14 protein-coding genes are annotated in these 13,695 nt (G+C 72.4%); 10 read left to right on the forward strand and 4 right to left on the reverse strand.

Translation table 11 applies throughout. The annotated features are described in order from the left end of the window. Positions 1-5 precede the first annotated feature (5 nt). From E4P38_RS09060 to E4P38_RS09075, 4 genes are all read left to right on the forward strand, one after another. A complete protein-coding gene (locus E4P38_RS09060) occupies positions 6-968 on the forward strand; it encodes a PDR/VanB family oxidoreductase (RefSeq protein WP_135131458.1) in 963 nt (320 codons plus the stop codon). A gap of 26 nt (positions 969-994) precedes the next feature. Further along, the gene (locus tag E4P38_RS09065; protein WP_245160908.1) at positions 995-1,750 is read left to right on the forward strand and encodes an IclR family transcriptional regulator; all 756 of its coding nucleotides are present in this window, start codon (positions 995-997) and stop codon (positions 1,748-1,750) included. A gap of 75 nt (positions 1,751-1,825) precedes the next feature. Further along, on the forward strand, positions 1,826-3,286 hold the full coding sequence (locus E4P38_RS09070) for a benzaldehyde dehydrogenase (protein WP_135131459.1): 1,461 nt from the start codon (positions 1,826-1,828) through the stop codon (positions 3,284-3,286). 126 nt (positions 3,287-3,412) lie between these two features. After that, complete coding sequence (locus E4P38_RS09075; protein WP_135131460.1) at positions 3,413-4,282, forward strand: hypothetical protein; 870 nt, start codon at positions 3,413-3,415, stop codon at positions 4,280-4,282. Positions 4,283-4,359: 77 nt separating this feature from the next. On the opposite strand, the gene E4P38_RS09080 is transcribed toward E4P38_RS09075, so the two are convergent. Together E4P38_RS09080 and E4P38_RS09085 are read right to left on the reverse strand one after the other, a co-directional pair. Continuing rightward, on the reverse strand, positions 4,360-5,028 hold the full coding sequence (locus E4P38_RS09080; protein WP_135131461.1) for a CoA transferase subunit B: 669 nt from the start codon (positions 5,026-5,028) through the stop codon (positions 4,360-4,362). Further along, positions 5,028-5,792, reverse strand: coding sequence for a CoA transferase subunit A (locus E4P38_RS09085; protein WP_135131462.1), 765 nt, complete (start codon positions 5,790-5,792; stop codon positions 5,028-5,030). The genes E4P38_RS09080 and E4P38_RS09085 overlap by 1 nt, the downstream gene beginning before the upstream one ends. Positions 5,793-5,991: 199 nt before the next feature. On the opposite strand from E4P38_RS09085, the gene E4P38_RS09090 reads away from it, so the two are divergent. Then, entirely contained in the window at positions 5,992-6,342 is a 351-nt protein-coding gene (locus E4P38_RS09090) for a zf-TFIIB domain-containing protein (RefSeq protein WP_135131463.1), read from the forward strand. Here E4P38_RS09090 and E4P38_RS09095 read toward each other — a convergent pair. Further along, positions 6,323-7,804 (reverse strand): amino acid permease, encoded by a 1,482-nt coding sequence (locus E4P38_RS09095; protein WP_135131464.1) that lies wholly within the window; start codon positions 7,802-7,804, stop codon positions 6,323-6,325. The genes E4P38_RS09090 and E4P38_RS09095 overlap by 20 nt on opposite strands. Before the next feature lie 113 nt (positions 7,805-7,917). Here E4P38_RS09095 and E4P38_RS09100 point away from each other — a divergent pair, with 113 nt between their 5' ends. Continuing rightward, a complete protein-coding gene (locus tag E4P38_RS09100) occupies positions 7,918-9,342 on the forward strand; it encodes an NADP-dependent succinic semialdehyde dehydrogenase (protein ID WP_135131465.1) in 1,425 nt (474 codons plus the stop codon). 57 nt (positions 9,343-9,399) lie between these two features. Here E4P38_RS09100 and E4P38_RS09105 read toward each other — a convergent pair whose 3' ends face one another. Continuing rightward, positions 9,400-9,738: a UBP-type zinc finger domain-containing protein gene (locus tag E4P38_RS09105; protein ID WP_245160910.1), complete on the reverse strand. Its 339-nt coding sequence runs from the start codon at positions 9,736-9,738 to the stop codon at positions 9,400-9,402. 45 nt (positions 9,739-9,783) lie between these two features. Here E4P38_RS09105 and E4P38_RS09110 point away from each other — a divergent pair, with 45 nt between their 5' ends. From E4P38_RS09110 to E4P38_RS09125, 4 genes are read left to right on the forward strand one after another with little or no spacing between them, the layout of a single operon-like run. Then, positions 9,784-10,230 (forward strand): DUF5709 domain-containing protein, encoded by a 447-nt coding sequence (locus tag E4P38_RS09110; RefSeq protein ID WP_135131467.1) that lies wholly within the window; start codon positions 9,784-9,786, stop codon positions 10,228-10,230. A gap of 51 nt (positions 10,231-10,281) precedes the next feature. Next, positions 10,282-11,940 carry an FAD-dependent oxidoreductase gene (locus E4P38_RS09115; protein WP_135131468.1) on the forward strand — a complete coding sequence of 553 codons (1,659 nt, stop codon included), beginning with the start codon at positions 10,282-10,284 and terminating at the stop codon, positions 11,938-11,940. Then, a complete protein-coding gene (locus tag E4P38_RS09120; protein WP_135131469.1) occupies positions 11,937-13,373 on the forward strand; it encodes an ATP-binding protein in 1,437 nt (478 codons plus the stop codon). Before E4P38_RS09115 ends, E4P38_RS09120 begins: the two co-directional genes overlap by 4 nt. Further along, complete coding sequence (locus E4P38_RS09125) at positions 13,370-13,690, forward strand: nuclear transport factor 2 family protein (protein ID WP_135131470.1); 321 nt, start codon at positions 13,370-13,372, stop codon at positions 13,688-13,690. Before E4P38_RS09120 ends, E4P38_RS09125 begins: the two co-directional genes overlap by 4 nt. Positions 13,691-13,695: the final 5 nt, after the last annotated feature.

Genomic DNA, 13,695 nt, shown 5'->3' on the forward strand with positions numbered 1-13,695 from the left:
CTTCCGTGCACAGCACGACCGATGAGGTCGACCTGAGGCTGCGGGTGGATCGGCGGACGACGGGTGCCGAGGGCGTCGTCGTCCTCGACCTGCGGCCGGCCGACGGCACGGACCTGCCGAGCTGGTCCGCCGGGGCGCACATCGACCTCCGGCTGCCCGGCGGGCTCACGCGGCAGTACTCCCTGTGCGGGAACCCGGCCGAGGCCGGCGTCTGGCGGATCGCCGTGCTGCGGGAGCCGGAGAGCCGGGGCGGGTCGGCGCACGTGCACGACGCGCTGGTCGAGGGGGCCGAGGTCGAGGTCCGCGGGCCGCGCAACCACTTCCCGCTCGTGCCCGCGCCGCACTACCTCTTCATCGCCGGCGGGATCGGGATCACCCCGATGTTGCCGATGATCGACGCGGCCGCGGCGGCGGGGGCTTCCTGGGAGCTGCACTACGGCGGGCGCAGCCGGCGGTCGATGGCCTTCCTCGAGTCGCTGGAGGAGGCCACCGGCCAGCAGGTCACCGTGCACCCGCAGGACGAGGTGGGGCTGATCGACCTCGACCGGCTGCTCGGGTCCCCGCGCGAGGACACGCTGGTCTACTGCTGCGGCCCCGAGCCGCTGCTGCTGGCTGTCGAGCAGCGCTGCGCCGCCTGGCCGACGGGAGCGCTGCACCTGGAGCGGTTCGCGCCCAAGGACGTCGGCGAGCCGGTGTTCACCGACGCCTTCGAAGTGGAGCTGGCGACAAGCGGACTGTCGCTGACGGTCCCGCCGGAGAAGTCTGTACTGCAGGTCGTCGAGGAGGCGGGCGTCAGCGTGCTGTCCTCGTGCACGGAAGGGACGTGCGGAACGTGCGAGACCACGGTGCTGTCGGGCGAGGTGGACCACCGGGACTCGCTGCTGACCCCGGCCGAGCAGGCGGCCAACGACACGATGTTCATCTGCGTGTCCCGGGCGGCCTGCCCGAAGCTGGTGCTCGAGCTCTGAGCGCGCAGCGCACGGCCGGGGGCAAGGTGCTCGCCGTCCTGGGGGCCTTCACCCGGGAACGGCCGGCGCTCACCCTGTCCGACATCTCCCGGGTCGTCGCCGTGCCGCTGTCGACGGCACACCGGCTGGTCGGTGAGCTGTGCGGCTGGGGAGCGCTCGAGCGCGACGACGACGGCCGCTACCGGATCGGGCTGCGGATCTGGGAGCTCGGTGCCCTCGCCCCGCGCGGTCTCGGCCTGCGCGAGGCGGCGCTGCCGTTCATGGAGGACCTGTACGAGGTCACCCACGAGAACGTGCAACTGGCCGTCCGGGACGACGACGAGGTGGTGTTCGTCGAGCGCTTCGCCTCCCGGGACGCCGTCGCCGTGCTGACCCAGGTGGGTGGCCGCTTCGCCCTGCCGCCGACCGGGGTCGGGCTGGTCCTGCTGGCGCACGCCCCGCGCGACGTCCAGGAGCGGGTGCTCGCGGCCCCGCTGAAGCGCTACACGGAGTACACGATCACCGATCCGCGGCAGCTCCGCCGCGAGCTCGCCGAGGTGCGGCGCACCGGTGTCGCGATCAGCGACCGGCAGGTGACCACCGACGCGGTCTCGGTGGCCGCCCCGGTCGAGGTGCGGGGGAGCGTGGTCGCCGCCCTGTCGGTCGTCGTCCGGGGGAACTCGGCGGCCGCCGTGCGGACGATGACCCCGGGCGTACGGGCGGCGGCACGGGGCATCTCCCGGACCCTGGACGGGAGCGGGCCGATGGTCGCTGTGCAACCGCGTGCCTCGGGACGACTCTGAGACGAGACTTCCGCCGGGTGACCACCACCGGCGGCGCACGACGACACCAGGTGGACGAGGACGAAGGAGACATTCATGGCACTGCTCGACGATGGGGCCTGGCAGGGCAAGGTCTGGACCGGCGCGTGGACCGAGGGCAGCGGCGGCACCTACAGCGCCGTCGAGCCCTCGACGGGGGACAGTCTCGGCGACGTCGGCAAGGCGACGCCGGAGGACGTGCACACGGCGGCCGTGCGCGCCGTCGAGGCACAGAAGGGGTGGGCCGCGCTCCCCTTCGAGGAGCGCGCCGCCGTCCTGCGGCGGGCGGGTGACGTGCTCGCCGCGAACTCCGACGAGATCAAGGGCTGGCTGGCCCGTGAGTCCGGCGCGATCCTGCCGTTCGGCGACTTCCAGGTGCACACCAGCGCTCAGGAGTGCTACGAGGCCTCGGCGCTGCCCAGCCATCCGTACGGGGAGCTGCTGCGCACCGGCTCGCCCCGGCTCTCCTTCGCTCGCCGCGTGCCGGCCGGCGTCGTCGGGGTGATCGCGCCGTTCAACGTGCCGACGATCCTCGCCATCCGTGCGGTCGCCCCGGCGCTGGCGCTGGGCAACGCGGTGATCCTCAAGCCCGACCCGCGCACGGCCATCAGCGGCGGCGCGATGTTCGCCCGCGTGTTCGCCGACGCCGGCCTGCCCGCCGGCGTCCTGCAGGTCCTGCCCGGTGGGGCCGACGTCGGTGAGGCGCTCGTCGTCGAGCCCGCCGTCCGGATCATCGCGTTCACCGGTTCGACCCGCGCCGGGCGGTCCGTCGGTGCGCTGGCCGGCCAGCACCTCAAGCGCGCGCACCTCGAGCTCGGGGGCAACTCCGCGCTGATCGTGATGGGTGACGTCGACGTCCGCGGGGCCGCGTCGGTCGGCGCGTGGGGCACCTTCGCCCACTCCGGCCAGATCTGCATGGCCACGTCGCGGCACCTCGTGCACGAGTCGATCGCCGAGGAGTACACGCAGATCCTCACCGAGAAGGTGGAGAAGCTGCCGGTCGGCGACCCGTTCCGCGACCACGTGGCGCTCGGGCCGCTGATCGACGCCGGCCAGCGCGACCGCGTCCACGGGCTGGTGACCGCCAGCGTCGAGGGTGGCGCGACCGTGCGGACCGGAGGCACCTACGAGGGCCTGTTCTACCGGCCCACCGTGCTCGGGAACGTCTCGGTCGACGCCCCCGCCTACCAGGAGGAGATCTTCGGCCCGGTCGCCCCGGTGACGCCGTTCTCCTCGCTGGACGAGGTCGTCGAGCTCGCCGCGGGCACGGAGTACGGCCTGTCGCTGGGCATCCTCACCAAGGACGTCTACGCCGGCCTGCAGCTGGCCGAGCGGATCCCGACCGGACTGGTGCACATCAACGACCAGACGGTGAACGACGAGGCCGTCGCCCCATTCGGTGGCGTCGGCGCCTCGGGCACGGGCTCCCGGCACGGTGGGCCGATGGCCAACATCGAGGCGTTCACCGAGACCCAGTGGGTGACGCTGCGCGGAGACCTGCCGATCTACCCGTTCTGACCCGCCTCGCCGCCCAGTGTCGGGCTGTTGTCGTCTCCCGCCCGGGGAGGGACGACAGCCCGACACTGGACGTCGGCCTGTGGACGACGGCACGGGCCCGGCGCCCGGATTCGTCAGTCTTCCGGTGTGCCCGTCGCCCCGCGCCGTCCTGCAGTCCTGCGCGGCCGGGTCTTCCGTGGCTCAGACGTCGTCGCGGCGGGGACGCTGTCGCCCGGGGAGTTGCGGAGCCCGGCCTGGCGGCGGCTCTTCCGGGACGTCTACGCCTGCGTCGACCTCCCGGTGACCCACCATCTTCGTGCGGTGGCAGCGGCGGGCCTGGTCGTGCCGGGGTCAGTGGTCACCGGACGCAGCGCGGCCGTGTTGTGGGGCCTGCCCGCCGCAGAGCGCGACGACGACGTCGAGCTGACCGTCCCGCCCCGCTCGACCGTCTGCCGGGTAGCCGGGATCACCGTCCGGCGCCGGCTGCTCGATCCGGCGGCGGTCACCGTGCGCCGGGGCACCCCCGTCACGACGGCCGAGGTGACGGCGGTCGACCTTGCCCGGACCGGCCCGCTCGACGAGGCCGTCGTGCTGATCGATCGCCTCGTCGCCGGTCGCCTGACGAACCTCGAGATGGTGCGTGCGGTAGAGGTGACGGGCCGCGGCTGCCGACAGGTGCGGGAAGCGGTCGCTCTCGCCGACGGGCTCGCCGGGTCACCGCAGGAGACGCGGTTGCGGCTGCTGCTCCACCGGTCCGGTCTCCCGCGGCCGATTGCCCAGTTCACCGTCCGGGACGCCGGCGGGTTCGTCGCCCGCGTGGACTTCGCCTGGCCTGAGGTCAAGGTCGCCGTCGAGTACGAAGGGCTCTGGCACGGGGAGACACCCCAGCAGGTCGCCGCCGACCGGCGTCGGCTGAACCGGCTGAGAGAGGCCGGCTGGACGGTGGTGTTCGTGACCGCGGAAGACCTGCACCGGCCCGAGCGGCTGGTCGCCCGCATCGCGGCTGCGCTCGCCTGAGGCTCGAGCGTCGGCCTACTGCTGCCTCCGGGCCCGGGAGACGACAGCAGGCCGACACTCGGAGTCGAACAACGGGGTCAGACGGTGGCGGGGAGGGGCATCGCCGGGACGTCGTCGGCGACGGTGAGCGGTGCGCCGGTCGCGGCGACGACCTCGTCGACCGTGACCCCGGGCGCCACCTCGAGCAGCACGAGTCCGTCGTCGGTGACGTCGATGACGGCGAGGTCGGTGATGATCCGGTCGACGCAGGCCTTGCCGGTGAGCGGCAGGGTGCACTCCTCGACGATCTTGGGCGACCCGTCGCGGGCGACGTGCTCCATCATGATGATCACGCGCCGAGCACCGTGGACGAGGTCCATCGCGCCGCCCATCCCGTTGACCATCTTGCCGGGGATCAGCCAGTTGGCCAGGTCGCCGCGGACGTTGACCTGCATGGCCCCGAGGATCGCGACGTCGAGGTGCTTGCCCCGGATCATCCCGAACGACATCGCCGAGTCGAAGAAGCTCGCGCCCGGCAGGATCGTCACCGTCTCCTTGCCGGCGTTGATCAGGTCGGCGTCCTCCTCGCCCTCGAAGGGGTAGGGGCCGACACCGAGGACGCCGTTCTCCGAGTGCAGGACGACGTGGACGCCGTCGGGCACGTAGTTCGGGACGAGAGTCGGCATCCCGATGCCGAGGTTGACGTACTGGCCGTCCTCCAGCTCGAGTGCGACGCGGGCCGCCAGCTGCTCACGGGTGAGTGTCATCAGGCTGCTCCCTCGGTCCGCGGCCGGTTGGTGCGCTTCTCGATCTTCTTGCCCTCGGTGCCGACGACGACGACGCGGTCGACGAACACCCCGGGCAGATGCACGTGCTCGGGCCGGATCTCGCCGGGCTCGACGAGCTCCTCGACCTCCGCGATCGTGACCCGCCCTGCCATGCCCGCGGGAGCGTTGAAGTTGCCCGCCGACTCGTGGAACACCAGGTTGCCGTGCCGGTCGCCTACCGCGGCCCGCACCAGGCCGAAGTCGGCAGTCAGGGCGGTCTCCAGGACGTACTGCTGACCGTCGAAGACGCGCACCTCCTTGGGCTCGCTGGTCTTCACCACGTTGCCGTCGGCGTCGTAGCGGATCGGGATGCCCCCCTCCGCGACCATCGTGCCGACGCCGGTGGGCGTGTAGAAGGCGGGGATGCCCGCCCCGCCGGCGCGCAGGCGCTCGGCGAGGGTGCCCTGCGGGGTCAGCTCGACGTCGAGCTCACCGGTCAGGTAGAGCCGCGCCAGCTCCTTGTTGCCGCCGACGAACGAGCTGATCGTGCGGCTGATGCGGCCTGCGTAGAGCAGCACGCCCAGCGCCTGGTCGTCCACGCCGCAGTTGTTGGAGATCGAGGTCAGGTTGCGGGCGCCCTGCTCGAGGATCGCGTCGATGAGGGCGATCGGAACGCCGCACAGCCCGAAGCCGCCCACGGCGAGGACGGCACCGTCGGCGATGTCGGCGACGGCCTCCTGCGCCGATGCGATGACCTTGTCCATCGTCAGCCCCTCCGCACGCCGGGAACCGCGGGCAGGACGGCGTCCCGCATCTCGTCCGTGCGCGTTCGTTCCACCAACGTGCTCCCATCGGTCAGGACTGCGGTTCCTCCAGTATCCCTGCCGGCCTACGACGGACCGATGCCCGGCCTCCACTGAATGGAAGGGGAACCCGAAGAGCGTGGCTACTGTTTGGCGCCACATGGAACTGACCTGTCCCAAGTGTCACGGCACCATGCGCACCTACGAGCGCAACGGCGTCCACGTCGACCAGTGCTCGGAGTGCCGCGGGATCTTCCTCGACCGCGGCGAGCTCGACCGGCTCATCGACGCCGAGAACACCTGGCACGGGGATGTATCCCCGGCTCAGGCCGCGGCCCCGCCGTCCGCGGGCCACCAGCAGCAGCCGGCCGCCTCGCAGCAGGGGCTCAGCGGCGTCGTCGGTGAGGTTCTGCGTCAGGTGCAGGGGTCGAAGTCGAGCTCGCACCGTTCCTTGGAGTACGGGCAGCCGAGGCGGAAGAAGGAGTCCTTCCTCAGCGATCTGTTCGGCTGACGGCGGCGTCGGCTGCGCCCACGCGCGAGTGCCGGTAGCCGTAGACCGCGTACAGCACGAGCCCGATGACCAGCCAGACGAGGAAACGCACCCACGTCTCGATGCTGAGGTTGGCCATCAGGTACACGCAGGCGACGGCGGAGAGGATCGGCACGACCGGCGAGAACGGGACCCGGAACGGGCGCGGCAGGTCCGGCCGGGTACGCCGCAGCACCGGCACCGCGGCCGACACCAGCACGAAAGCGAAGAGCGTGCCGATGCTGACCAGGTTGGCCAGCTCCTCCAGCGGGACCAGGCTCGCCATCACCAGCACGACCGCGGCGAACAGCAGCGTCATGCGGACGGGGGTGCCGGTGCGCGGGCTGACCTTCGCCACCGACTGGGGGAGCAGCCCGTCCCGGCCCATCGCGAAACCGATCCGGGTCATCGTGACCAGGTCGACGAGGATCACCGACGTCAACCCGGCGACCGCGGCGATGGAGACCAGCGCCGATGCCCAGCCGAGCCCGACCTGGTCGAAGGCGTCGGCGATCGGGGCACCGGGATCGATGTCAGGGGTGTCGACCATCCCGACCAGGACGAACGAGACCCCGATGTAGAGGGCCGTGGCCAGGCCGAGCGTGCCGAGCAGGCCCAGCGGCAGGTCGCGCGCCGGGCGCTTGGTCTCCTCCGACAGGTTCGCGACCGCCTCGAAACCGGTGTAGGCGAAGAACACGACGGCAGCGGCGGTGAGCACGCCGCCGATGCCGAACACCGCCGGCTCGAGGCCCGCGACGGCCGAGATCAGCGGCTGGTCCCAGCCGCCGGCGCCCTCGCTGGGCCGGCCCGGCGGGATGAACGGCGTCAGGTTGGCGCCCCGGATGAACCAGGCACCGGCGACGATCACGAAGACGCAGACGGCGACCTTGACGATGACCAGGACGTTCGTGACGCGGGCGGACTCCCGGATGCCGAGGGCGGCCACCGCCGTCAGGACGACCACGATCAGCGCCGCGCCCACGTTGACCGTGGTCTCCTCCCCGAACAGGGACGTCGGCAGGTCGAGCAGATTGCCCACGTAGCCCGACCACCCGCGGGCCACGACGGCGGCGCCGAGCGCGAACTCCAGGAACAGGTCCCAGCCGATGATCCAGGCGATGAGCTCGCCGGCCGTGGCGTAGGCGTAGGAGTAGGCGCTGCCGGCGGTCGGCACGCTCGAGGCCAGCTCGGCGTAGCAGAGCGCCGCGAGCAGGGCCACGACCCCGGCGATCGCGAACGAGATCACCACCGCCGGCCCCGCCGTGTCCCGGGCTGCCACGCCGGTCAGCGTGAAGATGCCCGTCCCGATGACGATGCCGATCCCGAAGCCGACCAGGTGCCGGGCGCTGAGGTGCCGGCGCAGGTGACCGACCCCGTGCGACTCGCCCTCGCCGCTCGCGTCGGCCCCGATGTTCTCGACGGACTTCGTCCGGAACAGTTCCACCGCGGGGACGCTAGGTGGAGCTCGGCCGGACCGCTCGGCGGCGGTTTCACCCGACGCCGGCCGGGCACGGGGACAAGCACGCGGAACCGCAGAAGCGCTGACGGGAGACCACCATGGCGATCGCCACCATCAACCCGGCGACCGGCGAGACGCTGAAGACCTACGAGCCGATCTCGGAGGAGGCGCTCGAGGAGAAGATCGCCCGCGCGGCGGCCGCCTGGGCGACGTACCGGCTGACGACGGCGGAGCAGCGCGTCGGCTGGCTGCGTGCCGCGGCCGACGTCCTGGACGCCGACACCGACGCGGTGGCCGAGCTGATGACCACCGAGATGGGCAAGACGCTCGCGTCGGCGAAGGCGGAGGTCGGCAAGTGCGCCAAGGCGCTCCGCTACTACGCCGAGCACGGTCCGGCGTTCCTCGAGCCCGAGACCAAGGACGCGGCGGCCGTCGGCGCCCAGCAGGCCTACGTCGTCCACCAGCCCCTGGGCGTGGTGCTCGCGATCATGCCCTGGAACTTCCCGCTCTGGCAGGCCATGCGGTTCGCCGCCCCGGCACTCATGGCCGGCAACGTCGGCCTGCTCAAGCACGCCAGCAACGTGCCGCAGACCGCCCTCTACCTCGAGGAGCTCTTCCGCAAGGCCGGCTTCCCGGACGACGTCTTCCAGACCCTGCTGGTCGGCTCCGGCACGATCGAGCGGGTGCTGCGCGACGACCGGGTCGTGGCCGCCACGCTCACCGGGAGCGCCCCGGCCGGGCAGTCCGTGGCCTCGATCGCCGGCGACGCGCTGAAGCCGACCGTCCTGGAGCTCGGCGGCAGCGACCCCTTCATCGTCATGCCGTCGGCGCACCTGGAGAAGGCGGCGGAGGTCGCCGTCACCGCGCGCAATCAGAACAACGGGCAGAGCTGCATCGCCGCCAAGCGGTTCTTCGTGCACCGCGACGTCGCCGAGGAGTTCACCCGGCTGTTCGCGGAGAAGATCGCGGCGCTGACCATCGGCGACCCGATGGACCCCGACACCCAGGTCGGTCCGCTGGCGACCGAGTCCGGCCGGGAGGACGTCGAGAAGTACGTGGACGACGCCGTCGCGAAGGGCGCCACGGCGCTGGTCGGCGGGAAGCGGGTCGACCGGCCCGGCTGGTTCTACGAGCCGACGCTGCTGTCGGGCATCACGCCGGAGATGGACCTGTACTTCGAGGAGGTCTTCGGCCCGGTGGCGGCGCTGTTCACGGTCGACGGCCTGGACGAGGCGATCGAGATCGCCAACAGCCATCCGTACGGGCTCGGCGCCAATCTGTGGAGCGAGGACGAGGACGAACGAACCCGGTTCATCCGGGACGTCGCCGCGGGCATGGCCTTCGTCAACGGGATGGTGACCAGCCACCCGGAGCTGCCCTTCGGCGGCGTGAAGCAGAGCGGCTACGGCCGGGAGCTCACCGAGGTGGGCATGCGCGAGTTCATGAACGCCAAGACCGTGTGGATCGGGGCGCCGGGGAGCGAGCAGGCCGCCGGGGACACCGCGGGGTCCGCCTCGGAGTGAGCCCCGCAGGGGTACCGGCGGAGCGGCCGGTCGGCCAGACTCGGGCAGGTGTCAGGGTCAGTGCAGGTGCCGTCGCCAGTCGGCCGGCACCCGGTCGCGCGGGCCCGGGGCCGGCTGATCGACGGGGTGGGCGGTCGGCGGGGCGAGCTCGGGCCCCTCGACGTCCCGCTCGGTGGTGAAGTCCCAGAACCAGCTCTCGCCCGGCTCGAAGCTGCGCATCACCGGGTGTCCCGCGGCGGCGGCGTGCGCCCGGGCGTGCTGACTCGGCGAGGAGTCGCAGCAGCCGATGTGCCCGCACTGCGCGCAGCGGCGCAGGTGGAACCACCAGCCGCCGGTGTCCTCGCAGTCCGCGCAACCGGTGCCGCTGGGGGGCGCCGACGGGTCGATTCCGGGCATCGCAGCAGCTGACATCGCGCACCACCATCACAAGGGGAGAACGGCATGGAACCTGGCTTCTACGGTACGGACGGCACCGACCCCGAGGAAGCCTCCGGCGTCCTGGAGCCGGAGGACACCCTGGACGGCACCCCCGGCGTGCGCGACGTCCTGGACACCGGCTGGTCGCCGCCCGAGCGGCCGTGGGCGGTGAACGACTGGGGCACGACGGAGGCGGAGGAGTCGGCCGGCGAGAGCCTCGACGGCCGGCTGGCCCGCGAGCTGCCCGACGGCTCGCCGGACGAGGGCGACGGCCTCGGCGACAGCTCCGACACCGACGGCGAGCTGCTCGACGACGAGGTCGGTGACGAGCGGGCCGGCCGCCTGGTGGACGCCGACGGCGGCGGCACGACCGACAGCGACGACGAGCTGTGGGCCGAGGACGAGGGCATCGACGGCGCGGCCGCCTCGGCGGAGGAAGCGGCAGTGCACATCGTGCGCGAGCGCGACTAGCGTTGATGGTGGCCCAGCGTCGGGTCTCCGGAACTCTCGACAGGAGGCCGCATGGGCAAGCCGGTCCTGCTCAGCGTGGACGACGACCCGGGGGTCTCGCGCGCGGTTGCGCGTGACCTGCGGCGCAGGTACGGCGAGGAGTTCCGCGTGCTGCGGGCCAGTTCCGGGGACGAGGCGCTCGACGCCCTCCGCGAGCTCAAGCTCCGGGGCGACAGCGTCGCGGCGATGCTCGCCGACTACCGGATGCCGCAGATGAACGGCATCGACTTCCTCGAGCGCGCCATGGACCTGTTCCCGCGGGCGCGAAGGGCCCTGCTGACGGCCTACGCCGACACCGAGGCGGCCATCCAGGCGATCAACGTCGTCGACGTCGACTTCTACCTGCTCAAGCCCTGGGACCCGCCGGAGGAGAAGCTCTACCCGGTCGTGGACGCGATGATCGAGTCGTGGCGGGACAGCCACGACGGCGCGGTCGAGGAGGTCAAGATCATCGGGCACCGCTGGTCGGCGCCGTCGTTCCGCGCGCGCGACTTCCTGGCCCGCAACGCCGTCCCCTACCGCTGGTACAGCGTCGAGGAGCCGGAGGGAAAGCGGCTGCTGGAGGCCGCGGGCGCCGGGCCCGACGACGTCCCAGTCGTCGTCACCCCCGACGCCGTGGTCCTCCTCGCGCCGAGCGACGCCGAGCTGGCCGCGATGGCGGGACTCAACGCCGAGCCGCGCGAGGAGTTCTACGACCTGGTCGTGGTCGGCGGCGGGCCGGCCGGGCTGGGCGCGGCCGTCTACGGCGCGTCCGAGGGGCTGCGTACGGTGCTGGTCGAGCGGGAGGCGACCGGCGGACAGGCCGGCCAGAGCAGCCGGATCGAGAACTACCTCGGCTTTCCCGATGGCGTCTCCGGCGGGCAGCTGGCCGAGCGGGCGCGGCGCCAGGCGGCGAAGTTCGGCGCCGAGATGCTGCTGACCCGCGACTGCGTGGCACTGGAGGCGCACGGCGCCAAGCGGGTGCTGCGCTTCGCCGACGGCAGCACGATCGCCGCGCACTCCGTCGTCCTCGCCACCGGCGTCTCCTACCGCAGCCTCGACGTCGACGGCGCCGACGGCCTGACCGGGCGGGGCGTCTACTACGGCTCGGCGATGACCGAGGCCGCCGAGTGCGCCGACCAGAAGGTCTTCATCGTCGGCGGCGCGAACTCCGCAGGTCAGGCGGCGGTCTACTTCGCCCGGTACGCGGGGTCGGTGCACGTGCTGGTCCGCGGGCCCTCGCTGGAGGAGTCGATGTCGCACTACCTCATCGAGCAGCTCGCCGGCATCGAGAACGTGCACGTCCACACGTGCACCACCGTCGCCGAGGCGCACGGCACCGACCACCTCGAGCAGGTCACGCTGCTGGACGCGAAGACCGGCGATCGGACGACCTACCCGGCGAACCACCTGTTCGTCTTCATCGGCGGCGCGCCGCGCACGCACTGGCTCGACGGCGCCGTCGTCCGCGACGACCGGGGCTTCATCCCCACCGGACCGGGCCTGCTCGAGGACGGCCGCCGGCCGCACGGCTGGCCGCTCGACCGCGACCCGTACTTCCTCGAGTCCAGCCTTCCCGGCGTGTTCGTCGCCGGGGACGTGCGGGCCGAGTCGGTCAAGCGGGTGGCCTCGGCCGTGGGGGAGGGCGCCATGGCGGTGACCCTCGTGCACCGCTACCTGGGGGAGAGATGACGCAGACCCCGCCCCGGATGAGCCCCGCCGAGCTGCGCGAGCTCTTCCTCTTCGAGCACCTCGACGACGCGCAGCTCGAGTGGGTCTCCGGCAACGGTGACGTCATCGAGTGCCCCGCCGGGTCGGACGTGTCGGTGGAGGGGGAGCCCGCGGAGTGTTTCTTCGTCCTGCTCGACGGGACGCTCAGCATGGTGCGGACGATCGGCGGCACGGAGGTCGAGACCGTCCGCAGCTCGGACCGCGGCGTCTACTCCGGAGCGGTCCAGTTCTACTTCGGCGACCGGCTCGAGCAGCTCTACCCCGCGACCGTCCGCGCGGTCACCGACTGCCGGTTCCTCGCCCTGCCGGCCCAGCCGTTCGCCGAGGTGTTCCGCCGGTGGTACCCGATGGCCGTGCACCTCCTGGAGGGCCTGTTCGTCGGCCAGCGCAACGTCGCCGAGGTGGTCGCGCAGCGGGAACGGCTGCTGGCGCTCGGCAAGCTGACCGCCGGGCTCACCCACGAGCTGAACAACCCGGCGGCCGCGGCCGCCCGCGCCACGGCGTCGCTGCGCGACCGGTTCGCCGGCATGCGGCACAAGCTCGCGATGCTCGCCGACGGCAAGCTCGACGGCCAGGTGCTCCAGTCGCTCACGGTGCTCCAGGAGGAGTTCGTGTCCCGGGTCGGGAGCGCCGGCGACCTTCCCGCCCTGGAGCGGTCGGACCGTGAGGACCAGCTCGGCGACTGGCTCGAGGAACGCGACGTGACCCAGCCGTGGGAGCTGGCCGGGGTTTTCGTCGCGGCGGGCCTGGCGGCCGACGACCTCGAGCGGGTCGCCGACGCCGTCGCGCCGTCCTTCCTGGAGCCGGCCCTGCGCTGGCTGGCGTACACCGTCGAGACCGAGACCCTGCTGGCCGAGATCGCCGACAGCACCGGCCGGATCTCGACGCTCGTCGACGCCGCCAAGCAGTACTCGCAGATGGACCGCACCCCGCACCAGCCGACCGACCTGCACGTCGGTCTCGACGCGACGCTGGTGATGCTCAGCGCCAAGGTCCCGTCGGGGGTCACCGTGGTAAAGGAGTACGACCGCAGCCTGCCGCAGGTGCCCGCCTACGCCGGCGAGCTCAACCAGGTGTGGACCAACCTGATCGTCAACGCGCTCGACGCCATGGCCGGGCAGGGCACGCTGACCCTGCGCACGGCCAGGGACGGCGACTGCGCGCTGGTCGAGATCGCCGACACCGGGCCCGGCATTCCCGAGGAGCTGCGCCGCCGCGTGTTCGAGCCGTTCTTCACCACCAAGCCCGTCGGCCAGGGGACAGGTCTCGGGCTCGACGTCTCGTTCCGGATCGTGGTCAAGCGGCACGGCGGCGACCTGCGGGTCACCTCGACGCCGGGCGACACCCGCTTCCAGGTGCTGCTCCCGCTGACCGAGCCGGCGGCGCCGGCGTGACCGAGCTGCCCCCGGAGGTGGCCCGGCTGCTCGAGGCGACCAACACCGAGGACCGGGCCGCGTTCCTCGACGCCTTCACCGACGACGGCGCCGTCGACGACTGGGGACGACGGTTCGCCGGCCGCGACCGCATCGCCGAGTGGGACGCCGGGGAGAACATCGGCGTGCACAGCCGCATCGAGGCGACGTCGGTGCGGCGGACCGGCGACACCGTGGAGTTCGGCGTCCAGGTGAGCGGGGACGGCTACAACGGCGGCGGGACGTTCACCGCGGAACTCCGGGACGGCAAGGTCGCGCTGCTGCAGATCCGCGGCTGACGGAC

The organism is Blastococcus sp. CT_GayMR16 (assembly GCF_004570875.1).
In the GTDB taxonomy this organism is placed as follows: Bacteria; Actinomycetota; Actinomycetes; order Mycobacteriales; family Geodermatophilaceae; genus Blastococcus_B.